Origin of the sequence: Buttiauxella warmboldiae (genome assembly GCF_003818135.1) — a bacterium.
GTDB classification, from domain to species: Bacteria; Pseudomonadota; Gammaproteobacteria; order Enterobacterales; family Enterobacteriaceae; genus Buttiauxella; species Buttiauxella warmboldiae.
On the sequence record NZ_RPOH01000009.1, the window covers coordinates 51,523 to 74,931 of the forward strand.

Annotated in this window: 22 protein-coding genes; 2 read left to right on the forward strand and 20 right to left on the reverse strand. The window is 55.0% G+C overall.

Features of this window, described 5'->3' with window-relative positions; all coding sequences use genetic code 11:
- Positions 1-13: 13 nt before the first annotated feature.
- From sucD to sdhC, 8 genes are all read right to left on the reverse strand, one after another.
- The gene (gene sucD, locus EHN07_RS02695) at positions 14-886 is read right to left on the reverse strand and encodes a succinate--CoA ligase subunit alpha (protein ID WP_124022668.1); all 873 of its coding nucleotides are present in this window, start codon (positions 884-886) and stop codon (positions 14-16) included.
- Positions 886-2,052 (reverse strand): ADP-forming succinate--CoA ligase subunit beta, encoded by a 1,167-nt coding sequence (gene sucC / locus EHN07_RS02700; RefSeq protein WP_124022669.1) that lies wholly within the window; start codon positions 2,050-2,052, stop codon positions 886-888. The genes sucD and sucC overlap by 1 nt, the downstream gene beginning before the upstream one ends.
- Before the next feature lie 108 nt (positions 2,053-2,160).
- Positions 2,161-3,387, reverse strand: coding sequence for a 2-oxoglutarate dehydrogenase complex dihydrolipoyllysine-residue succinyltransferase (gene odhB, locus EHN07_RS02705; protein WP_124022670.1), 1,227 nt, complete (start codon positions 3,385-3,387; stop codon positions 2,161-2,163).
- A 14-nt stretch (positions 3,388-3,401) separates the two neighbouring features.
- The gene (gene sucA / locus EHN07_RS02710) at positions 3,402-6,209 is read right to left on the reverse strand and encodes a 2-oxoglutarate dehydrogenase E1 component (RefSeq protein WP_124022671.1); all 2,808 of its coding nucleotides are present in this window, start codon (positions 6,207-6,209) and stop codon (positions 3,402-3,404) included.
- Positions 6,210-6,414: 205 nt separating this feature from the next.
- The gene (locus EHN07_RS02715; protein ID WP_124022672.1) at positions 6,415-7,131 is read right to left on the reverse strand and encodes a succinate dehydrogenase iron-sulfur subunit; all 717 of its coding nucleotides are present in this window, start codon (positions 7,129-7,131) and stop codon (positions 6,415-6,417) included.
- 15 nt (positions 7,132-7,146) lie between these two features.
- Positions 7,147-8,913 (reverse strand): succinate dehydrogenase flavoprotein subunit, encoded by a 1,767-nt coding sequence (sdhA, locus tag EHN07_RS02720; RefSeq protein ID WP_124022673.1) that lies wholly within the window; start codon positions 8,911-8,913, stop codon positions 7,147-7,149.
- Positions 8,913-9,260 (reverse strand): succinate dehydrogenase membrane anchor subunit, encoded by a 348-nt coding sequence (sdhD, locus tag EHN07_RS02725; RefSeq protein ID WP_124022674.1) that lies wholly within the window; start codon positions 9,258-9,260, stop codon positions 8,913-8,915. Before sdhD ends, sdhA begins: the two co-directional genes overlap by 1 nt.
- Positions 9,254-9,658 (reverse strand): succinate dehydrogenase cytochrome b556 subunit, encoded by a 405-nt coding sequence (sdhC, locus tag EHN07_RS02730; RefSeq protein ID WP_167467265.1) that lies wholly within the window; start codon positions 9,656-9,658, stop codon positions 9,254-9,256. The genes sdhD and sdhC overlap by 7 nt, the downstream gene beginning before the upstream one ends.
- 278 nt (positions 9,659-9,936) lie before the next feature.
- Here sdhC and EHN07_RS20820 point away from each other — a divergent pair, with 278 nt between their 5' ends.
- Positions 9,937-10,095 (forward strand): hypothetical protein, encoded by a 159-nt coding sequence (locus EHN07_RS20820; protein ID WP_425267164.1) that lies wholly within the window; start codon positions 9,937-9,939, stop codon positions 10,093-10,095.
- A gap of 203 nt (positions 10,096-10,298) precedes the next feature.
- The gene (locus EHN07_RS02735) at positions 10,299-11,585 is read left to right on the forward strand and encodes a citrate synthase (RefSeq protein ID WP_124022675.1); all 1,287 of its coding nucleotides are present in this window, start codon (positions 10,299-10,301) and stop codon (positions 11,583-11,585) included.
- A 75-nt stretch (positions 11,586-11,660) separates the two neighbouring features.
- On the opposite strand, the gene EHN07_RS02740 is transcribed toward EHN07_RS02735, so the two are convergent.
- The 12 genes from EHN07_RS02740 to nuoI all read right to left on the reverse strand — a co-directional run bounded on the left by EHN07_RS02740 (position 11,661) and on the right by nuoI (position 23,408).
- A complete protein-coding gene (locus EHN07_RS02740) occupies positions 11,661-12,290 on the reverse strand; it encodes a hypothetical protein (protein WP_244202339.1) in 630 nt (209 codons plus the stop codon).
- Between the two features lie 92 nt (positions 12,291-12,382).
- Positions 12,383-13,174 carry an endonuclease VIII gene (gene nei / locus EHN07_RS02745; protein ID WP_124022676.1) on the reverse strand — a complete coding sequence of 264 codons (792 nt, stop codon included), beginning with the start codon at positions 13,172-13,174 and terminating at the stop codon, positions 12,383-12,385.
- 17 nt (positions 13,175-13,191) lie between these two features.
- Complete coding sequence (gene pxpC / locus EHN07_RS02750; RefSeq protein WP_124022677.1) at positions 13,192-14,124, reverse strand: 5-oxoprolinase subunit PxpC; 933 nt, start codon at positions 14,122-14,124, stop codon at positions 13,192-13,194.
- Positions 14,118-14,774 (reverse strand): 5-oxoprolinase subunit PxpB, encoded by a 657-nt coding sequence (gene pxpB / locus EHN07_RS02755; protein WP_124022678.1) that lies wholly within the window; start codon positions 14,772-14,774, stop codon positions 14,118-14,120. The genes pxpC and pxpB overlap by 7 nt, the downstream gene beginning before the upstream one ends.
- Positions 14,775-14,794: 20 nt before the next feature.
- Complete coding sequence (locus tag EHN07_RS02760; RefSeq protein ID WP_124022679.1) at positions 14,795-15,538, reverse strand: type 2 GTP cyclohydrolase I; 744 nt, start codon at positions 15,536-15,538, stop codon at positions 14,795-14,797.
- A 10-nt stretch (positions 15,539-15,548) separates the two neighbouring features.
- Positions 15,549-16,967, reverse strand: coding sequence for a deoxyribodipyrimidine photo-lyase (gene phrB / locus EHN07_RS02765; protein ID WP_124022680.1), 1,419 nt, complete (start codon positions 16,965-16,967; stop codon positions 15,549-15,551).
- Between the two features lie 118 nt (positions 16,968-17,085).
- Positions 17,086-18,543 carry an NADH-quinone oxidoreductase subunit NuoN gene (gene nuoN, locus EHN07_RS02770; RefSeq protein WP_124022681.1) on the reverse strand — a complete coding sequence of 486 codons (1,458 nt, stop codon included), beginning with the start codon at positions 18,541-18,543 and terminating at the stop codon, positions 17,086-17,088.
- 6 nt (positions 18,544-18,549) lie between these two features.
- The gene (gene nuoM, locus EHN07_RS02775) at positions 18,550-20,079 is read right to left on the reverse strand and encodes an NADH-quinone oxidoreductase subunit M (protein ID WP_124022682.1); all 1,530 of its coding nucleotides are present in this window, start codon (positions 20,077-20,079) and stop codon (positions 18,550-18,552) included.
- 79 nt (positions 20,080-20,158) lie between these two features.
- Positions 20,159-22,000: an NADH-quinone oxidoreductase subunit L gene (nuoL, locus tag EHN07_RS02780; protein ID WP_124022683.1), complete on the reverse strand. Its 1,842-nt coding sequence runs from the start codon at positions 21,998-22,000 to the stop codon at positions 20,159-20,161.
- On the reverse strand, positions 21,997-22,299 hold the full coding sequence (gene nuoK / locus EHN07_RS02785) for an NADH-quinone oxidoreductase subunit NuoK (RefSeq protein ID WP_034458791.1): 303 nt from the start codon (positions 22,297-22,299) through the stop codon (positions 21,997-21,999). Before nuoK ends, nuoL begins: the two co-directional genes overlap by 4 nt.
- On the reverse strand, positions 22,296-22,853 hold the full coding sequence (gene nuoJ / locus EHN07_RS02790; protein ID WP_124022684.1) for an NADH-quinone oxidoreductase subunit J: 558 nt from the start codon (positions 22,851-22,853) through the stop codon (positions 22,296-22,298). Before nuoJ ends, nuoK begins: the two co-directional genes overlap by 4 nt.
- A 12-nt stretch (positions 22,854-22,865) precedes the next feature.
- Positions 22,866-23,408, reverse strand: a complete 543-nt coding sequence (nuoI, locus tag EHN07_RS02795; protein WP_124022685.1) for an NADH-quinone oxidoreductase subunit NuoI — start codon at positions 23,406-23,408, stop codon at positions 22,866-22,868.
- Position 23,409: the final 1 nt, after the last annotated feature.

Consider the following 23,409-nt stretch of genomic DNA (forward strand, 5'->3'; position numbering starts at 1 on the left):
TTATTAGTTCTGCTTACTGAGGCAAAATAGCTTTCAGTGCATCACCGATATCAGCCAGGCTGCGAACGGTTTTCACGCCTGCGGCTTCCAGCGCTGCGAATTTCTCATCCGCAGTGCCTTTACCGCCCGCGATGATAGCGCCCGCGTGGCCCATACGCTTGCCTTTCGGCGCGGTCACACCTGCGATGTAGCCCACAACAGGCTTGGTGACGTGGTCTTTGATGTAGGCTGCGGCTTCTTCTTCCGCGCTACCACCGATCTCACCGATCATCACAATAGCTTCAGTTTTCGGATCTTCTTCGAACAGCTTCAGGATATCGATAAAGTTAGATCCCGGGATCGGATCGCCGCCGATGCCTACACAAGTCGACTGGCCCAGACCGATATCTGTGGTCTGCTTAACCGCTTCATAGGTCAGCGTACCAGAACGGGAAACGATGCCCACTTTGCCCGGCAGGTGAATATGGCCCGGCATAATGCCGATTTTGCACTCGCCCGGAGTGATAACGCCCGGGCAGTTTGGCCCAATCATGCGCACGCCGGCTTCGTCCAGTTTCACTTTCACCGTCAGCATATCCAGCGTCGGGATGCCTTCGGTGATGGTGATAATCAGCTTAATGCCTGCATCGATGGCTTCCAGAATGGAATCTTTGCAGAACGGTGCCGGAACGTAGATAACAGATGCGGTAGCGCCCGTTGCTTCTACCGCTTCACGCACGGTATTAAATACTGGCAGGCCGAGATGCTCGGTGCCGCCTTTGCCTGGCGTCACGCCGCCAACCATTTGCGTACCGTAGGCAATCGCCTGCTCGGAGTGGAAAGTCCCCTGGCTGCCGGTAAAGCCCTGGCAAATCACCCTGGTGTTTTTATCGATCAAAATGGACATTATTTCCCCTCCACGGCAGCAACTACCTGCTGTGCTGCATCCGTCAAACTAGTCGCAGCAATAATATTCAGGCCGCTATCAGCCAGTTTCTTCGCACCCAGTTCCGCGTTGTTACCTTCCAGACGGACAACCACCGGAACGTTAACACCGACTTCTGCCACCGCACCGATGATGCCGTCTGCGATCAGGTCGCAGCGCACGATGCCGCCGAAGATGTTAACCAGAACGGCCTTCACTTTGTCGTCGGACAGAATGATTTTGAATGCTTCGGTTACGCGTTCTTTGGTGGCACCGCCGCCCACGTCCAGGAAGTTTGCTGGTTCGCCGCCGTGCAGTTTCACGATGTCCATGGTGCCCATTGCCAGGCCCGCACCGTTTACCATGCAGCCGATGTTGCCATCAAGCGCAACGTAGTTCAGTTCCCACTGAGCAGCCTGAGATTCACGCGCATCTTCCTGGCTTGGGTCACGCATTTCGCGCAGCTCCGGCTGGCGGAACAGCGCGTTGCCGTCAGCGCCCAGTTTGCCGTCGAGGCAGACCAGATCCCCCTGCTTTGTGATCACCAGCGGGTTGATTTCGATCAGCGCCAGGTCGCGCTCAAGGAAGATGTTCGCCAGACCCATAAAGATTTTGGTGAACTGCTGAACCTGCTTACCTTCCAGGCCCAGTTTGAACGCCAGTTCACGGCCCTGATAAGGCATTGGGCCTGACAGCGGATCCAGCGCCACTTTATGGATCAGGTGCGGGGTTTCTTCCGCCACTTTCTCAATTTCTACGCCACCTTCGGTGGACGCCATAAACACGACGCGACGGGAGCTGCGATCGACTACCGCGCCGAGATACAGTTCTTTATCAATGTCCGTCGCCGCTTCCACCAGAATCTGGTGAACCGGCTGGCCATTGGCATCTGTTTGATAGGTGACCAGGCGTTTGCCCAGCCAGTGTTCAGCAAAAGCACGAATATCTTCTTTGCTGTTGACCACTTTCACGCCGCCCGCTTTACCGCGGCCACCGGCATGAACCTGACATTTTACCACCCACGGACCTGCGCCAATTTTAGAGGCTGCTTCTTCCGCTTCACGTGGCGTGGTGCAGGCGTAACCGACGGGAGCCGGTAGGCCATATCGAGCAAACAACTGTTTCGCCTGATACTCGTGTAAGTTCATGAGTTCTATCCATCCTTCAGGGTAATCGTTATAAACCTGTAGGCCGGTGCGCTATTCATGCCAGATGGCGCGCAGCTTTCGGCCTACAGTGCAGGTGAAACCTTACGACTAAACGTCCAGCAGCAGACGAGTAGGATCTTCGAGCAATTCTTTGATTGCTACCAGATAACCGACGGACTCGCGACCATCGATCAGACGGTGATCGTAAGAGAGCGCCAGATACATCATCGGCAGGATCTCAACTTTACCGTCCACCGCCATCGGGCGGTCTTTGATGGCGTGCATACCGAGGATCGCGCTCTGCGGCGGGTTGATGATCGGCGTCGACATCAGGGAGCCAAACACGCCACCGTTAGTGATGGTGAAGTTACCGCCCGTCAGATCTTCAACGGTCAGCTTGCCGTCACGGCCTTTCACGGCCAGTTCTTTAATGCGTTTTTCGATGTCAGCCATACCCAGGGTATCCACATCACGCAGCACTGGCGTCACCAGGCCACGCGGGGTAGAAACCGCGATGCTCACATCGAAATAATTATGGTAAACCACATCTTCGCCATCGATAGAAGCATTCACTTCCGGATAGCGCTTCAGCGCTTCTACTACCGCTTTAATGTAGAAAGACATGAAGCCCAGACGCACGCCGTGGCGTTTCTCGAAAGATTCGCCGTACTGCTTACGCAGTTCCATGATTGGCTTCATGTTCACTTCGTTAAACGTGGTGAGCATGGCGGTGGAGTTTTTCGCTTCCAGCAGACGCTCGGCAACGCGTTTGCGCAGGCGCGTCATCGGCACGCGTTTTTCGCTGCGGCCAGCCAGTGGCGCAACCGCTGCTTTAGTTTCTTCCGGCGCTTTAGCCTGAGCAGGCTGAGCCGCCTTCGCCTGCGTCAGATGCTTATCCACATCTTCACGGGTGATACGGCCACCAACGCCGCTGCCTTTAATGGCGTTGGCATCCAGAGAGTGCTCGGCAATCAGGCGGCGGATCGCCGGGCTGAGCGCGTCATTGCTCTGCTCTTCCAGAGAAGCCTGCTGGCGCTGTGCAGGCGTTGACTCTTTGCTGTCCGCTTTCGCCGTGGTTTCTTTACCGGAGCTGTTGCCTTCACGCAGGCGGCCCAGGATTTGACGAGACGTGACGGTGGTCCCTTCATCTTCCAGCACGGCATCCAGAATGCCATCAGCCGACGCCGGTACTTCCAGTACCACTTTGTCAGTTTCGATTTCCACCAGCACTTCATCACGGGTCACGGTGTCGCCCGGTTTTTTATGCCAGGTGGCAACGGTCGCATCGGCAACGGACTCAGGCAGGTCAGGAACTAGAATATCTACGCTACTCATTTTTTATCCTTTAATTAATCGACGTTCAGCGCGTCATTAACCAGATCTTGCTGCTGTTTCTGGTGAACGGACAAGTACCCTACCGCAGGTGATGCGGAGGCTGGACGACCTGCGTAACGCAGACCCGATCCAAATGGAACTACTTCACGGAAATGGTGCTGGCTGCAATACCATGCGCCCTGGTTAAGCGGCTCTTCCTGGCACCAGACAAAATCATGTACGTGAGCAAAAGGTTTCAACGCTTCCTGCACCGCCTGGTGCGGGAACGGATACAGCTGTTCGATGCGCACAATCGCCACATCTTTTTGATCGTTCTTACGACGCTGTTCCAGCAAATCGTAATAAACCTTACCCGAACACATTACCACGCGTTTCACGCCAGCCGGATCCAGCTCGTCAACTTCGCCAATCGCCGGCAGGAAGGTGCCGTTTGCCAGCTCTTCCATAGTGGAAACCGCCAGCGGATGGCGCAGCAGAGATTTCGGCGACATCACCACCAGCGGACGACGCATACCGCGCAGCGCCTGGCGACGCAGCATGTGGTAAACCTGCGCAGGCGTGGAAGGTACGCAAACCTGCATGTTCTGTTCGGCACACAGCTGGAGGTAACGCTCCAGACGCGCGGAGGAGTGCTCCGGACCCTGGCCTTCGTAACCGTGCGGCAGCAGCATCACCAGGCCACACATACGGCCCCATTTCTGCTCGCCGGAGCTGATGAACTGGTCGATAACCACCTGAGCGCCGTTGGCGAAGTCGCCAAACTGCGCTTCCCAGATAGTCAGGGTGCGAGGCTCCGCAGTGGCATAGCCGTATTCGAATGCCAGTACCGCTTCTTCAGACAGCACCGAGTCCCAGACTTTGAACTCGCCCTGGCTGTTGTGCACGTGTTGCAGCGGCGTGTAAGTCGAACCGTTGGTCTGGTTGTGGATCACAGCGTGACGGTGGAAGAAGGTGCCACGGCCCACGTCTTCACCGGACAGACGCACGGAAACGCCTTCATCCACCAGAGTGGCGTACGCCAGGTTTTCAGCCGCGCCCCAGTCGAATTTCTTCGCGCCGTTCGCCATTTCCTGACGGTCGCTGTAGATTTTCGCCACGCGGGACTGCATTTCAACGCTTTCAGGCGCGCTGCTGATACGTTTAGCCAGCTCCTGCAAACGCTTCACTTCGACCTTATTCGGGTAGCTCTCATCCCACTCGTGGTTGAGGTACGGCGACCAGGTGAAGGAGTGCATGTTCATTGGGCGGTACTCTTTCACCACGCATTCACCGGCATCAAGCGCGTCACGGTAGAGGTTCACCATTTCGGTGGCATCTTCGAGGGTGGCGATTTTTTCCTGCTCCAGACGGTCTGCATAAATCTTACGCGGCGTCGGGTGCTTTTTGATTTTCTGGTACATCACGGGCTGGGTGGCGCTTGGCTCGTCAGCTTCATTATGACCGTGGCGACGGTAGCAAACCAGGTCGATAAATACGTCGCGCTTAAAGGTGTTACGGAAATCCAGCGCCAGGCGAGTGACAAACGCCACCGCTTCCGGGTCATCGGCATTGACGTGGAAAATCGGTGCCATCACCATCTTACCGATATCGGTACAGTACGGCGTGGAACGCGCATCCAGCGGGTTAGAGGTGGTGAAACCAATCTGGTTGTTGATAACGATGCGAACGGTGCCACCCACTTCGTAACCACGCGCTTTAGACATATTCAGGGTTTCCTGAACTACGCCCTGGCCCGCTACCGCGGCGTCACCGTGAATGGTGATTGGCAGAACCTGGTTGCTGCCGGGTTTATCTAAACGATCCAGACGCGCACGCACAGAACCGATAACCACCGGGCTTACGATTTCGAGGTGCGACGGGTTAAACGCCAGCGCCAGGTGAACCAGGCCGCCTTCGGTTTCCACGTCTGATGAGAAGCCCATGTGGTACTTCACATCGCCGGTGCCGAGATGTTCTTTATGCTTACCGGCGAATTCGTCGAACAGTTCCTGCGGTTTCTTGCCGAGTACGTTGATCAACACGTTCAGGCGGCCGCGGTGTGCCATGCCCAGCACCACTTCGCGCGTGCCGCTCTTGCCCGCATGGCGGATCATCTCTTTGAGCATCGGCACCAGTGCATCACCGCCTTCCAGCGAGAAGCGTTTCGCGCCCGGGAATTTCGCCCCCAGGTAACGCTCAAGGCCTTCTGCTGCGGTCAGTTCGCTGAGGAAGCGTTTTTTCTCATCAACGGTAAACGTTGAGTGGCCCACCACCGATTCGATGCGCTGCTGGATCCAGCGTTTTTCTTCGGTGTTGGTGATGTGCATATATTCCGCACCGATTGAACCGCCGTAAGTCTGCTTCAGCGCATCGATCAGGTCAGCAAGCTTCATGGTCTCTTTGCCGCTGGCAAAAGAACCGACGTTGAAGGTTTCCTGAAGATCGGCGTCCGTCAGATTATGGAAGGCTGGATCAAGATCGGGAACCGCGTCCTGCTTCCACAAGCCAAGCGGATCGAGGTTTGCGGCCTGATGGCCACGGAAACGCCAGGCGTTGATCAGCTGCAACACTTTGACTTGCTTAACGTCAGTGTCAGGGTCGGTAATTGCGGTGGAGTAACGTGAGGCATCCTTCGCCAGACGACGGAAATAATCACGTGTTTTGGAATGGAATTGATCCGGTCTGGCCCCGGTTCCAGGTAATTGCTGGAACATTGAGCGCCAGTGCGCATCAACAGAGTCAGGATCGGTTAAGAAGTCTTCATAGAGCTGCTCTATCCAGGACTGGTTTGCACCCGCCAGGTAAGAGGAATCCAGCCAGGCTTTCATTTCGCCGTTCTGCATCGTGATCCCTTAAGCATTTATATGCTTATTTCGCCGTGAATAACTATTGCGTACACAGGTGGTACACATTACCGGGGTTCACAACTACGAGCCTTTTTCCTTTCCAGGCGGCTCGAGAAGGAACCTTTAAAAACTGTCGCAACAGGGCAGTTTTTAAAGGTTTCCTGCAAATTTTCCCCTCTCCCGAAGGAGAGGGAACGAAAAGCTAGGCACTCTTTTGCAGCAGCATCGACTTAATGTGGCCGATGGCTTTCGTCGGGTTCAATCCCTTAGGACAAACACTGACGCAATTCATGATGCTATGGCAGCGGAATACGCTGAAAGCGTCGCTGATCCCGTCAAGACGGCTGGCGGTTTCAGTATCACGGCTGTCAATCAGGAAGCGGTACGCTGCCAGTAAACCTGCCGGGCCGATGAACTTATCCGGGTTCCACCAGAACGACGGGCAGGAGGTCGAGCAGCAGGCGCAAAGGATGCACTCGTACAGACCATCCAGTTTTTCACGTTGCTCAGGTGATTGTAAATGCTCACGAGCAGGTGGATTTTGCCCATTATTCAACAGGTAAGGCTTAATCTTCTCATATTGGGCATAGAATTGTCCCATGTCTACCACCAGATCGCGCACCACCGGCAATCCAGGCAGAGGACGGACGACTATCTTTTGCTTGCCATTCCCCAGGGCGGAGATTGGCGTAATACAGGCCAGACCATTCTTGCCGTTCATGTTCACGCCGTCGGAGCCGCAAACTCCTTCACGGCAGGAGCGACGGAAAGAGAGGGTCGGATCTTTTTCTTTCAGCTGCATCAGCGCGTCAAGCAGCATCATATCGCGCCCTTCTTCCCCTTCCAGGGTGTACTCCTGCATACGCGGAGCATCGTCAACATCCGGGTTGTAGCGATAAATAGAGAATTCGAGTTTCATCACTTTGCTCCGCTATTAATAAGTACGCACTTTCGGTGGGAATGCCGGACGCAGCTTCGGCTGCATGTTCACCTCACGGCGCGTCATGCTTTCCGACTCAGGCAGATACAGGCTGTGGCACAGCCAGTTGGCATCGTCACGGTCCGGATAGTCGAAGCGGCTATGGGCGCCACGGCTTTCGGTGCGGAAGTTAGCGGAAACAGCGGTCGCATAAGCGGTTTCCATCAGGTTATCCAGCTCCAGGCACTCAACGCGCTGGGTGTTGAACTCGCTGGAAGTATCATCCAGGCGGGCGTTTTTCAGGCGTTCGCGGATCTGTTTCAGCTGCTCAAGGCCTTTTGCCATCGCGTCACCTTCACGGAATACCGAGAAGTTGTGCTGCATACATTCCTGAAGTGCTTTACGGATTTGCACCGGATCTTCGCCGTTGCGGTTGCCGTTCCAGCGATTCAGGCGCTCCAGCGCGACATTAATTTCATCTTCGGTCGCGTCACGCAGCTCGCCCTGCTCTGCGATAGACTCCAGCAGATGCAGGCCCGCCGCACGGCCAAACACCACCAGATCCAGCAGCGAGTTGCCGCCCAGGCGGTTAGCGCCGTGAACGGAGACGCAGGCAATTTCCCCCACCGCGAACAGGCCAGGAATCAGCACATCTTCGCCCTGCTCGTTCACCGTTAATGCCTGGCCGGTAACTTTGGTCGGAATACCGCCCATCATATAGTGGCAGGTAGGGATAACCGGAATCGGCTCTTTAACCGGGTCAACGTGTGCAAAGGTACGAGACAGCTCCAGAATGCCCGGCAGACGGGATTCGAGAACTTCTTTACCCAGGTGATCAAGTTTCAGTTTGGCATGTGGACCCCACGGGCCATCGCAGCCGCGGCCTTCGCGGATTTCAATCATGATAGAACGCGCAACCACGTCACGGCCTGCCAGATCTTTCGCGTTTGGCGCATAGCGCTCCATAAAGCGCTCACCGTGCTTGTTCAGCAGATAACCGCCTTCGCCACGGCAACCTTCGGTGACCAGCACACCCGCACCGGCGATACCGGTTGGGTGGAACTGCCACATTTCCATATCTTGTACAGGCACGCCTGCACGCAGCGCCATACCAACACCGTCGCCGGTATTGATATGGGCGTTAGTGGTGGACTGATAAATACGGCCCGCGCCGCCCGTTGCCAGAATGGTCGCTTTCGCTTTGAAGTAAACCACTTCGCCAGTTTCGATGCACAGCGCGGTGGTACCGACCACGGCACCATCGGCATTTTTCACCAGATCCAGCGCGTACCATTCGGAGAAAATGGTAGTTTTGTTTTTCAGGTTTTGTTGGTACAGCGTGTGCAACAATGCGTGACCGGTACGGTCCGCTGCCGCAGCAGTTCGCGCCGCCTGCTCGCCGCCGAAGTTCTTCGACTGGCCGCCAAACGGACGCTGATAAATAGTGCCATCATCAAGGCGGGAGAACGGCAGACCCATGTGCTCCAGCTCAAGAATCGCTTCCGGGCCGGTTTTACACATATATTCAATGGCATCCTGGTCGCCGATGTAATCGGAACCTTTTACCGTGTCATACATATGCCATTCCCAGTTGTCTTCATGGGTATTGCCGAGAGCCACGGTAATGCCACCCTGCGCAGACACGGTATGGGAACGGGTTGGGAAAACTTTCGACAGCAAGGCACAGGTCTGGCCGCTTTGTGAAATCTGCAGTGCGGCGCGCATACCTGCGCCACCTGCACCAATGACGACTGCATCAAATTCTCTGACTGGTAAACTCATTACACACCCCACACCACAACGAATCCATAAATGACGTAAACCAGCAGTGCCACCACAATCACGAGCTGTAGCCCAAGACGCATCGCCACTGGTTTAACGTAGTCGGTCAACACCTGCCACATGCCAATCCAGGCATGGATCAAAATTGAGAACAATGTCAGCAGGGTGAACACTTTGGTGAAGGCGGAGCCGAAGAAACCACTCCAGACCTCGTAGGTTAAATCGCCGGTAACAGCGAAGAACCCAATCATATAGAGGATATACAGGGTAATAACAATGGCGGAGGCACGAACCAGAATATAGTCATGCACACCATTGCGACCTAATGCGGAGGCATTGCTTACCATACGAGGACTCCTGCGAGAAGTGAAAGCACGAAAGTCAATACAAAGGAAATCATCGCGGATCGTTTGCCCGCTATCAGGGTTTCATCCAGCAAACCGGTGTCCATCAGCATATGGCGAATGCCCACCACCACGTGATAAGCCAGCGCGGTGAGGATGCCCCACAGAATGAATTTGGCCAACAAGCCGCTCATGATTGCATGAGCAACGAGGAAGCCTTCCGGAGAGGAGAGTGACTGGCCTAATAACCACAGGAGAATGCCAACAGCCACAAAGGTGATCACGCCGGATACACGGTGGAGGATGGAAGCAATGGCAGTGACGGGGAACCTGATCGTTGAGAGATCAAGATTTACAGGTCTTTGTTTTTTTGCATTTTTTATCATGAATAGCGCCCACATGCTGTTCTTATAGTTTCCTTCCTCCGGGTCTGCAGGCGGGGTCAGACAGCGTGAACTTTCTATAACTGTGCGTCATGCAAAAACAGCTACATCCAGATGCCAAAAAGCTGGCTACAACGCTGGGTGGCGCCCGGTGGCAGGGTATTCCGGAGACCTGGCGGCAGTATAGGCGCTTCACAAATTCATTACAATTAACCTACATATAGTTTGAAGGGTTTTGCTCGGAACAGTGAGCAGGATCACGATAACAACATTATTTTAATTTTTAATCATCTGATTTGACAAAACTTAAACATTATTGTTACAAACGAGGCCGAAAAAGCCGTATAATTCGCAAAAGTTATAGGGTGAACCTTTCACCTGAGAATAAGTTATGTAACAGTGTGATGGTATTGACCCAGTCGATAAGGCCAGTTATTAGTGATACACAGGTTTGAATGATATGGACTGCAAAGGGTCTGATTTGCTGAATTTTCGCCTACGTGGCACCAGTTACCTGCAAGCGCCCATCGCTCTGTACCCTGGCTACACAATCAAAACAGAGCCACGAGCAAATTAAAACGGGTAACGGACACGGTTGTGTTTGAATGCAAATCACGGACCCGCAGTCTGATGAAATAAGGCGCTAAGGAGACCGTAAATGGCTGATAAAAAAGCAACGCTTACCTACAATGGTGATGATGCTCTGGAACTGAATGTGCTAAAAGGCACCCTTGGTCAGGATGTCATTGATATTCGTAGTCTTGGTTCTAAAGGTGTGTTTACTTTTGACCCGGGTTTTACCTCTACCGCATCATGTGAATCAAAAATCACCTTTATCGACGGTGATGAAGGTATCTTACTGCACCGTGGTTTCCCTATCGATCAGCTGGCAACCCACTCCAATTACCTTGAAGTTTGCTACATCCTGCTAAACGGTGAAAAACCGACCCAACAGCAGTACGAAGAGTTCAAAACCATTGTCACCCGCCACACCATGATCCACGAACAAATCACCCGTTTGTTCCACGGTTTCCGTCGTGACTCGCACCCGATGGCGGTGATGTGCGGCGTGACCGGCGCGCTGGCGGCGTTTTATCATGACTCCATGGATGTGAATAACCCGCGCCATCGTGAAATCGCCGCGTTCCGCCTGCTGTCCAAAATGCCGACCATGGCAGCCATGTGTTATAAATATTCCATTGGCCAGCCGTTCGTTTACCCACGTAACGACCTCTCCTACGCCGGTAATTTCCTGAATATGATGTTCTCCACGCCGTGTGAGAAATACGAAGTTAACCCTATTCTGGAACGTGCCATGGACCGTATTTTGATCCTGCACGCCGACCACGAACAAAATGCGTCTACCTCTACGGTGCGTACCGCCGGTTCTTCTGGCGCTAACCCGTTCGCCTGTATCGCCGCGGGCATTGCCTCTTTGTGGGGGCCTGCTCACGGTGGCGCTAACGAAGCCGCACTGAAAATGCTCGAAGAGATCAGCAGCGTTGAGCACATCCCGGAATTCGTGCGTCGTGCGAAAGACAAGAATGACTCTTTCCGCCTGATGGGCTTTGGCCATCGCGTGTACAAAAACTACGACCCGCGCGCCACGGTGATGCGTGAAACCTGCCATGAAGTGCTCAAAGAGCTGAATCTGAAAGATAATAATCTGCTGGAAGTGGCCATGGAGCTTGAGCATATTGCGCTTAACGACCCGTACTTCATCGAGAAGAAACTCTACCCGAACGTGGACTTCTACTCCGGTATCATCCTGAAAGCGATGGGAATTCCATCTTCCATGTTTACCGTTATCTTCGCGATGGCGCGTACCGTGGGCTGGATTGCGCACTGGAACGAAATGCACGACGACGGCATTAAAATTGCCCGTCCACGCCAGCTGTATACCGGCTACGAACAGCGTGATTTCCAGTCTGATTTGAAAAAATAAGTTCGCTTCTGGAAAAAACAAAAACGCGCTGGCTGGCGCGTTTTTTTATGCTTAAAAGTGCTGATTTCCCCGAGATTATGCCTGCGGGGCAGCCGTCAGATTCGTGATATTCACGCCCTGCGGCGTCGAGGTTTGCGTTTCAGCCTGCGGCTGAGCCGTTGGCGCCAGCTCGGTGATTTCCGGCATCTGTATTTCCGGTACCGCTACTGGCTCGGCAGGCGTGGCAGGCGGCATCTGTTCGACCGTCGCGGGAGCTTCAATTTGCTCAGGTATCACCGGAACGGGTTCTGCCGGAATCGATTCTGCCTTCGGTTGCGGAACCGGAGTGGACGCGCGGACGACAAATGTCGGTTTATGGTTGGTCACAGAATAGGTCACGTGGCTGATAACGTCGCGCGCTGTCGATATTTCAACAGGCGAAATGGTGACGCGACCAATCAGCGTACGGGCATAGCCGCCGACTTTATGCTTGCCTTCTGGCAGCTGGACCTCAATCTTCTCACCGGTCCCCAGCATACCGGCGTCCTTACCATCAATGGTGACGTATATTTCGGTGCCATCGTCGGTTTTCGTCGGGATATGCGTCACGGCCACCCGCGAGGAGCCGAAATCGAAAGCCGGTGCCGGGTCGGCAGTTTTCGATGCTGCGCATCCTGTCAGGGCTAAAACGGCTGTGACGGCGGTCAGGGTGAAACGATAACTCATAGTACGAGGTCTTCCTTTAAGGTTTTTTTGTGATCGGCATCCCAATATACCCCATCTCCGGCCTGTGAGATAAACGCAATCTTCAGGATTGTTTAATGCTGACAGCCCGGGCACCAATAAAACGGCCGGGATGAAAGCATTGTTTTCTCGATTACCCCGCCGCAGCGTTCGCACTTCTGCCCTGCGCGGTGGAACACCTTAAAGCTAAAAATCGCGCCGTGATGTTTGTTTTCATTCACAGTTCCGCGCGTATTGTAGGAGTGTCGCGGAATATCCAGCAGCGCGTACGCGAGTTTATCGAGTTGCTGCGGCGATAAATCCTGCGCCTTATGGTGCGCCAGCAGCCCCACGGCCCAAAGGATCTCAACGCGCAGATAGTTTCCTAAACCGGCCAGAAAGGCCTGATCCAGCAATAACCCGCTGAATTGGCGTTTACGGAACTTTGCTGATAATAAGCGTGCCTTAACTTGCTCAGCGCTGAGTGTGAGATCCAACACATCCGGGCCAACGCGCAGCAAAAACGGGTGATTTGTTACTCCATCGGCGTCGAGCATTTCAATATCCGACGCGCTATACAGCAAAATGGCTTTCTCAGCCGTTTGCAACTTAACGCGCAGCACCCGAGTGGTGTCCGGCATTTCCCCTGCATTTATCACGCGCCACACGCCGTACAGCTGGTTGTGGCTGTACAAAGTTAGCCCATTGGAAAAATGCGTAAGCAATGCCTTACCGCGCGTTTCGAGGCGATTGACTTGCTCACCAATTAGCGCCTGCTCAAACGCTTTCAACGCGGGAAAAGCAAACCACACGTCGGTTAGCGGCTGAGCTAAAACGGCGGCCTCAAGCATATCTGCGGCTCGCCTTATTTCCGGGCCTTCTGGCATCTCTTTATTCCTGAAAATTAATCTTCGTTATTCAGCCGCCAGGCCAGCTGTTCCAGATAAATATGCTGTTCGCGACGCGCCTTCAGCGCTTCTTCAAGCGTGCATGGCACAAAATGCACCGGTTCGCCGAGTCGTATTTGCGCCAGGTTAAACATATCGGCTTCAATTACGCAGGCGATTCTTGGATAGCCGCCGGTTGTCTGAGCATCGTTCATCAGCACGATAGGCTGCCCGTTATGCGGCACCTGCACCACGCCGGGTAACAAACCATGGGACAGCAATTCGCGCTCGGTGGTGCGTTCCAGGCGCTGCCCCTGCAGGCGATAGCCCATGCGGTTACTTTGCGGGCTTAACTGCCACGGCAGACGCCAGAATTCATCTTGCGAAGTTTGCGTAAATTCATGATATTCCGGCCCCGCCAGCGCACGGATGCGGTTTCCCCATAGCAGCTGTTTCACGCCGCGCGCCTCACGGAAATGGCGTGTGGCGGGTAGCACGGGGATCTCATCGCCATCTTTCACTAAGCGTCCTTCAAGGCCACCCACCTGCGCTTTAAGATCGGTACTGTACGACCCCAGAACCTCCGGCACATCCAGACCACCCGCAACAGCAAGATAACTCCGCATGCCACGCTCGGGGGTTTTGAGCTTTAATTGCTGGCCCGCTTTCACCGGCAAACGCCAGCCGGTCCACACTGCACGGCCATCGAGTTCAGCATGACAACCGGCGCCGGTTAAGGCAAACCAGCCATCTTTGGTAAATTCCACCACGCAGTGGCCGAGCGTGATTTCCAGCGCCGCGCTTTCCGGGGCATTGCCTACCAGCAAATTGGCAATTTGTAACGCAGGGGTATCCAGCGCGCCGCAGCGGCTCACGCCTAATTGGCGGTAGCCATAGCGCCCGGTGTCTTGCACCGACATGTGCATCCCGGCACGAATAATTTTCAGCACACGCCCTCCTTTTGAGGCACAAAACGCACGGTATCACCCGGAGTTAATAATGTTGGTTGCTCTGCTGCCGGATTGAATAATTTCCACGACGTCTGGCCGATAATCTGCCAGCCGCCCGGCGTTGCCAGCGGGTAAATTCCGGTCTGGCTGCCGCCAATCCCAACCGATCCGGCCGGTACCATCAACCGCGGTTCAGCACGGCGCGGGGTGACAAGCGTAGGCGCAAGCCCTGCAAGATACGCAAAGCCCGGCTGAAAGCCGAGAAAATAGACCACGTAATCAACCGCCGCGTGTTGTTCCACCACCTGGCTTACCGATAAACCGCAATGCCCGGCCACTTCTGCCAAATCTGGGCCGTGGCTGCCGCCGTAAATCACCGGAATTTCCACGCAGCGCGAGGTGGGGATCATGGCCTCGCTCTCTTCCCACCAGCGTTGAATGCGTTCAATGCCATCCAGCGCCAGGCTCTGCGGCTCACGTAATACGACGGTGATGTTGTTCATCCCGGGGATGACTTCCAGGACTGAAGGCGCTTCCAGCAAGCGTTGGGTCAATCCCCAGATACGTTGCTGACTTTTCAATGATAATGGCGGCTCCAGTTCCAGAACCACTGCGCTTTCGCCTAATAGATAACAGCGTGCTCTTTGCACTTTTTCTCCTCGGTCTTGCGTTATGCCGGGTTCGGAATATCAATAAAGGTCACGTCTAAATCGGTTTCGCTGTTCAGCCAGTCACTCAGCGCCTGAATGCCGCCGCGCTCCGTGGCGTGGTGTCCAGCCGCATAAAAATGCAGGCCCTGCTCGCGTGCAGAATGAATGGTCTGTTCTGAAACTTCACCGCTAATAAACGCATCCACGCCAAAACGGGCCGCGCTATCAATAAAGCTTTGGCCCCCACCGGTACACCAGGCGATGCGACGGATCTGCTCAGGCCCCGTATCGCCGCACCACAACGGCGTGCGTCCCAGACGCATTTCAATCCATGACGCCAGTTCAACGCCTGAAAGCGGCGTGGGGAACTCTCCCCAGGGCACCAGCGGCTCAATTTCACCTTTGGTTTCAATGCCCAGCAACGCACCAAGCTGCGCGTTATTACCGAGTTGCGGATGGGCATCAAGCGGCAGATGCCAGCCGAAGAGATTGATATCGTTAGCCAGCAGCGCTTTCAGGCGCCTGCGTTTCATGCCGCGAATCACCGGCGATTCGCCTTTCCAGAAATAACCGTGGTGCACAATAATGGCGTCTGCCTGCTGGCGCACAGCCTCATCAATCAGCGCCTGGCTTGCGGTCACGCCGGTCACAATTTTGCGTATCTCTTCGCGCCCTTCCACCTGCAGCCCATTCGGCGCATAGTCGCTTATCGCGGCACTGTTAAGCTTCTCGTTAATCAGACGTTCAAGCTCGCTATTTTTCATCTTCTTTCTCTCAGGATTTACGGGCCGCTTCATAAGCGGCAAGTGTCGCGATACGTGCTTGTTTATGTTCAACAATTGGACGTGGATAGTCCAGCTCCAATTGCTGTTTTTCTGCCCAGAGCCAGGGCGTATGAATATATTTATCGGGTACAGCCACCAGTTCTGGCAACCACTGGCGGATAAATTCCCCTTGCGCATCAAATCGCTCGCCCTGGGTCGTCGGGTTGAAGATGCGAAAATAAGGCGCGGCGTCGGTGCCTGTCGAAGCAGCCCATTGCCAGCCGCCATTGTTTGCCGCGAGATCGCCATCCACCAGCTGTGACATAAAGTAGCGTTCACCACGCCGCCAGTCACACAATAAATCTTTGACCAGAAAACTCGCCGCCACCATGCGTAAACGGTTGAGCATCCAGCCAGTGGTGTTGAGCTGGCGCATAGCCGCATCCACAATCGGGAACCCCGTTTTCCCTTGCTGCCAGGCGATAAACTGCGCCTCATCTTGTCGCCAGACAACCTTATCTGTCCATGAGATAAATGGCTGATGGCGGCAAAGTTTCGGATACGCCACCAGCAAATGGCGATAGAACTCCCGCCAGATTAATTCATTTAACCACACGCTTCCGCTCCCACCGTCCAGCACCTGTGGATGCTCTTTCAATAAACGGTGTAAACACTGGCGCGGCGACAGCACGCCAATTGCCAGGTACGCCGACAGGCGGCTGGTGCCATCGACGGCGGGAAAATCGCGCCGTTGTTCGTAATCAGCCGCTGACTGGCGGCAGAACTGGCGCAGCTGATTAATGGCCTGCGGTTCACCGATGGGGAACAAACTTTCATCTATTGGCTGGCGGGGATAATCAAACTCGTGGAGCGGTGGTATTTCCCAAAGGGATGCGCCACGCGCTTTCGGGGCTGAAACACATTCGGGTAGCCCTTCGTGAAGCCGTTTGATAAATGCTTTGCTAAAGGGCGTAAAAACTTTGTACATCTCTTGATTGCCCGTGATGACGCTCGCTGGCGGCAATAACACACTGTCATCAAAACCCTGGCAAACCACTTCACGGCCCAGCGCCTTTTCAACCGCCGCGTCACGCTGGCGTTCATTAAGCTCGTATTGGTAGTTATAAAACAGCGCCTCAACCTGCTGCTGTTCGCAGAAATTTTTCAGGAATTGCGCACAGTCATTAAAGTCACCGACCTCACGGACCAACAGCTCAATGCCGCGCTCCGCAAGCGCAGCACGCAGGCCTTGTACGTGCTGCCAGATAAACTCCGCCTGACGCGGTGCCATATCGTGCTGGCGCCATTGCTGCGGGGTGGCGAGAAAAATGCCGATGACGCGGACCTCAGACGAACGGCACGCTGCCGCCAGCGCCAGGTTGTCATTGACCCGTAAATCATTGCGAAACCAGACCAGATGCGTGGCCATAAAACTCCATATTTAATTACCGTATCCGCACGTTTGAATGTGCTCGCATAAGTGTAGCAAGCCCGTAAAACAAAAAGGGCCACCCTGTTGGGCAGCCCTTTCACAGGTCGGGTTGGCACTACATCATCGGTGTCGCCATACGCACCAGCGTAATCAGCGGTTGCGGATAAACCCCCAGCAACAGTACCAGCACGGCAGAGATCAGCACCACCACGCCGCCCGCAGTGAACGCCCAGTTAGTCGGCGCATCACGGCCTGGCTGCTGTGGTGCGTTCAGATACAAACTCACCGTCACACGCAGGTAGTAATACAGGCCAATCGCACTTCCCAGCACCACGGCCCCGGTCAGCCACCACAGCTGGGACTGAACGCCAACCGCGATAATGTAGAACTTGCCGATGAAGCCCAGCGTCATTGGGATACCCGCCAGCGACAGCATCATCACCGTCATCACCGCGGAAAGGATCGGCTTGTGCCAGAACAGACCACGGTAGGAGTACAGCGAATCGGCATCCGGGCCGCGATACGGGCTGGACATCAGGCTAACCACGCCGAATGCGCCAAGGCTGCTGAACAGGTAACCGGCCAGATAGACGCCAACGGCCTCCATCGACATATCGCCGCTTTGCAGGGCAATCAGCGCCACCAGCAGATAACCGAGGTGCGAAATAGACGAGTAGCCCAGCAGACGCTTGATATTGGTCTGACTCAGCGCCATCAGGTTACCGAAGATAATGGAGATAAAGGCGATAATCCCCAGCACCACGCGCACCGCTTCGCTATCGCCAACCGGCGCGTAGAGGAACAGACGCATCACTACGCCAAAGATGGCGATTTTGCTGGCGGTGGCAAGGAAGGTAGAAACCGGAGCCGGCGCGCCCTGATAGACATCTGGCGTCCACAGGTGGAACGGAACCAGCGACAGTTTAAAACCAAGACCAACAATCATCAGGCCCAGACCGGCCAGCAGCAACGGCTCGTGCAGCATGTTGTCTGCCAGGCTTTGACCCAGGCTCACAAACGACAGGTCACCAGATTCCGCATACACCAGCGCCATACCGAACAGCAGGAATGAAGAGGCTGCGGCAGAAAGAATCGTGTATTTGATACTGGCTTCAAGCGAGCGTTTCTGGCGGAAAGCGTAGCCAATCAAACCAAATAGCGGCAGCGAAATCAGCTCAATACCGAGGAACAGCGCCGCCAGGTGGTTAGCGTTTGCCAGCAGAATACCGCCGAGAGCGGCAATCAGCACCAGCAGGTAAAACTCTTCGCGGTTGTCGGTGTAGCCCTCAAGCCACGGATAGGCAAAGGTACAGGTTGCCAGGCTCGCCAGCAAAACCAGCCCGGTGTAGAGCATCGCATAGCCATCGACGCGCATCAGCGGCGTGACGTCCATAGCGCCGGCCTGGCCGACAAACCACAGAGAAACGAGTGCTGCGTTCAGGCCGATGACTGCCAGGGTTGCATTGACAAAATGGTCGCGTCGCCACGCTATGGAGAGCATCACAACCACCACCGTCAATCCGACGACGAGCAGCGGTAGCAGCGCGATCAAGTGTTGAGGAGTTATAGTCATGGCGAATTACGGCCTTGTAGTTGGAATTGAACTGGTAAACCACTGCTGAATATTGCTCATCGCGGAATGCGAAGTATCCAGAATTGGCTGCGGGTAGAAGCCCAGCAGGACTAACAGCACCACCAGCAACAGGATGATAAAGAACTCGCGCGGCGACATGCCTGGCAGCTGTTTATCACTGATTTCACTTTTCGCTTTACCGAAGTAAGCACGGTGCAGCATCGCCAGCGAATAAACCGAGGCAAATACCAGACCGAAGGTCGAGATAATCGTAATCATCGGCACGATGTGGTAGCTGCCGAACAGGATCATAAACTCGCCCACAAAGTTACCGGTACCCGGCATGCCAAGCGTTGCCACGGCGAAAAACATCGACAGACCCGGCAACCATTTGATTTTGTTCCACAGGCCGCCCATCAGGCGCATATCACGCGTGTGCAGACGCTCGTAGAGCTGGCCGCAGATGATGAACATCCCCGCCGCGGAAAGACCGTGCGCAATCATCTGAATCACCGCCCCCTGGTAAGCCAGCTGGCTGCCGGTATAAATGGCAATCAACACAAAGCCCATGTGGGAAACGGAGGTGTAAGCGATCAGGCGTTTGATATCGGTCTGCGCGAAGGCCATCCATGCGCCGTAGAAGATACCGATGACGCCCAGCCACATGGCGATTGGGGCAAATTCAGCGGAGGCTTCCGGGAACAGCGGCAGAGCAAAACGCAGCAGGCCGTAAGCGGCGGTTTTCAGCAGGATACCGGCGAGGTCAACCGAACCCGCGGTTGGTGCTTGCGAGTGCGCATCAGGTAGCCAACCGTGCAATGGAACTACCGGCATTTTCACCGCAAAGGCGATGAAGAAGCCGAGCATCAGCAGCCATTGAACGCTGCTGGACATTTCAGTATGCAGCAATTGCTCGTAGTTAAATGTCCAGACGCCGGTTGAGTTGTAATGCACGAATACCAGGCCAAGAATGGCAATCAACATCACCAGACCGCTTGCCTGGGTGTAGATGAAGAACTTGGTCGCAGCGGTGATACGCGTCTTCCCGTCGGAGGCTTTGTGGCCCCACAGCGCAATCAGGAAGTACATCGGCACCAGCATCATTTCCCAGAAGAAGAAGAACAGGAACATGTCGATGGCAAGGAACACGCCGATCACGCCGCCGAGGATCCACATCAGGTTGAGGTGGAAGAAGCCCTGATATTTTTCGATTTCATTCCAGGAACAGAGTACCGCCAGCACGCCGAGCAGACCGGTCAGGACCACCATCAGCAGCGACAGGCCGTCAAGGGCTAAGTGGATTTCAATCCCAAAGCGTGGGATCCACGGCAAAACAAATTCAGACTGCCACTGCGGCAAACCTGCGGATTGCGTCAGCGAGTAGCCGCCGGCTAACCACAGTTGCAGCGAGAGCGCCAGTGTCAGTCCCATCGTTACCAGCGCAATCCAACGCGGCACTTTTACGCCGAAGCGCTCGGTCTGCCAGCAGAAGAAGCCGCCAATAAAGGGGATGAGTATCAGCCAGGGTAATAGCATGGCATTTGTGTCCCTAAGTCAAAATAAACCAAAACATCACTCACATTCCCTCCCCTTATGCAGAGGAGGAAGCGTTGAATTAGCGCAAGACCAGCAGCAAGCCCAGCACCACGACAGCACCGATACTCATTGATGCCACATACCAGCGCAGATGACCGTTTTCACTCACCAGCAGGCCGCGGCCTGCGAAGCGAGAAACAATCGCCGGAATGTTCATCAGTGAATTCAGCGGATCGCTCTTAATCAACCAGGCGATACCGAGGAATGGCTTAACAAAGATTTTGTCATACAGCCAGTCGAAGCCCCAGGCATGGAACCACCAGGTACCGAAGAAGCGGCCCGGTGCGCTGTTAGCAATGGAGGTCACCAGAGTGCGTTTGCCCAGCCACAGCCATGCGGCAATCAGGATGCCCGCGATGGCGACCACACCAGAAGTGATCTCCAGCGTCAACACGCTACCGTGCGCAAGCTCTGTTGTTGCTGGCAGCACGCCCGCCAGTGGCGGAACAATCATTGCGCCCACAAAGGTGGACAGCACCAGCAGCACTATCAGCGGCAGGTGGTGAGTAATGCCTTTCAGCGCGTGAGCGTGAATCTGCTCTTTACCGTGGAAGACGATGAAGATCATGCGGAAAGTATACAGGGAGGTCATAAACGCACCGACCAGACCCGCAACCATCAGGTTGATATGACCATTCGCCAATGCACCGGCCAGAATCTCATCTTTACTGAAGAAGCCTGCGGTGATCAATGGCAGGGCAGACAACGCCGCGCCGCCGACCAGGAAGCAGATGTACACCAGCGGAATGGACTTACGCAGGCCACCCATTTTGAAGATGTTCTGTTCGTGGTGGCAGGCAAGGATCACCGAACCGGATGACAGGAACAACAGCGCCTTGAAGAAAGCGTGCGTCATCAGGTGGAAGATTGCGGCATCCCAGGCCTGTACGCCCAGCGCCAGGAACATGTAGCCAATCTGGCTCATGGTCGAGTACGCCAGCACACGTTTGATATCGGTTTGCACCAGCGCGGCAAAGCCTGCCATCACCAGCGTTACCGCCCCCACAATGCCCACTAAATGCAGTACTTCAGGCGTTAACAGGAACAGGCCGTGAGTACGGGCAATCAGATAGACACCCGCGGTAACCATCGTCGCCGCGTGGATCAGCGCTGAAACAGGCGTTGGGCCTGCCATCGCATCCGCAAGCCAGGTCTGCAACGGCAGCTGAGCAGATTTACCGACCGCACCGCCCAGCAGCATCAGGGTTGCCCAGGTCAGCATCTGGTTGCCAGCTGCAAAGTGCTGCGGAGCCAGTTCAACCATTTCACGGAAGTTCAGCGTGCCCAGTTCGTTGTAAAGGATGAACAGCGCAAACGCGAGGAACACGTCGCCCACACGGGTCACCACAAAGGCTTTCATCGCCGCCGCGCCGTTCTTCGGATCGGTGTAGTAGAAGCCAATCAGCAGATACGAACACAGGCCCACGCCTTCCCAGCCGAGGTACATCAGCAACAGGTTGTCGCCGAGAACCAGAATCACCATGCTGGCGATAAACAGGTTGGTGTAGGCGAAGAAGCGGGAATAGCCCTCTTCTCCACGCATATACCAGGAAGCGTACATGTGGATCAGGAAGCCAACGCCGGTGACCACGGACAGCATGGTCAGCGACAAACCGTCGAGGATCAGGTTGAAGCCGATATTAAAATCGCCTACTGACATCCACGTCCACAGCGGTTGAGTAAACGCTTGTTGCCCGTTGTTGAAGAAATCAACGCCGGCTATGGCGGTCACTAACGCCGCAAGGCCAATCGAGCCCACGCCAACCGTGGCAGAAAGGTTTTCTGACCAGCGGCCACGCGAGAACGCCAGCAATAAAAAGCCCACAAACGGCAAAAGAATGGTTAACCAGAGAAGGTTCATCCACGCATCTCACTTACTGAATCGATATTCAGGCTCTGGCGACGACGATGAAGCTGCAGTAACAGCGCAAGTCCAATACTGGCTTCGGCAGCAGCTAAGCTAATCGCGAGGATATACATCACCTGGCCATCGGCCTGGCCCCAGTAACTCCCGGCGACCACGAACGCGAGGGCCGCGGCGTTGATCATCACTTCCAGGCTTATCAGCATAAAAAGCAGGTTGCGACGAATCACCAGACCAGTCAGCCCAAGAACGAACAAAATGGCCGCGAGGATTAATCCATGTTGCAGCGGAATCATAGGTGCTCCTCCGTTTTTCTTTTCGCAGCCTGATCGGCCTGGCGGTTGCTCAGCACGTCCCCCGGACGGTCTTCACGCCCCAGGTGGAAGGCCACAACCAGCCCTGCCAGCAGCAGCATTGAAGCTAACTCCACCGCCAGGACATAAGGCCCAAACAGCGCGATACCCACCTCTTTAGCGCTGACGGATGTGCCGTCGATACCCTGGTCATTGAGACCCAGAATCGCGTACACCAGCACCGCAAGCAGGATGGCAGACAAAATGCCTGGGCCAATCCATAGCTGCGGCTTCAGCCAGTTACGCTCTTGCTCCACGACCGCACCGCCAAGGTTAAGCATCATCACCACAAAGACGAACAGCACCATGATGGCACCGGCGTAAACGATGATCTCAAGCGCGGCGGCAAAGTACGCCCCCAGGGAGAAGAACACCCCGGAGATCGCCAACAGCGAGATAATCAGATACAGCAAGGCATGCACCGGGTTGGTGTGGGTGATCACCCGCAGGGTGGTCCCGACCGCGATGATTGCGCAAATATAAAAAGCGAATTCCATTGCCCTGCTCCTTTAAGGTAATAGGCCTTTGACGTCGATAGGCCTGGCTTCGTTTTCCGCCTCACCTTTATCTTTGCCGTCGATTGCCATACCTGCCATCCGGTAGAAGTTATATTCCGGGTATTTGCCCGGACCGGAGATCAGCAGGTCCTCTTTTTCGTACACCAAATCCTGGCGCTTAAACTCGCCCAGCTCGAAATCTGGGGTGAGCTGAATCGCAGTGGTGGGGCACGCTTCTTCGCACAGGCCGCAGAAGATGCAGCGCGAGAAGTTAATGCGGAAGAATTCTGGATACCAGCGGCCATCTTTGGTTTCTGCTTTTTGCAAAGAGATACAGGCTACCGGGCAGGCTACCGCACACAGGTTACAGGCAACGCAGCGCTCGGAGCCGTCCGGGTCGCGCGTCAGCACGATGCGGCCACGGTAGCGCGGCGGTAAATAGACTGGCTCTTCCGGATACATCTGCGTTTCGCGTTTGGCAAACGCGTGCAGACCGATCATCCAGATACTGCGTACCTGGGTGCCGAAACCAACCACTAACTCTTTTAACGTCATG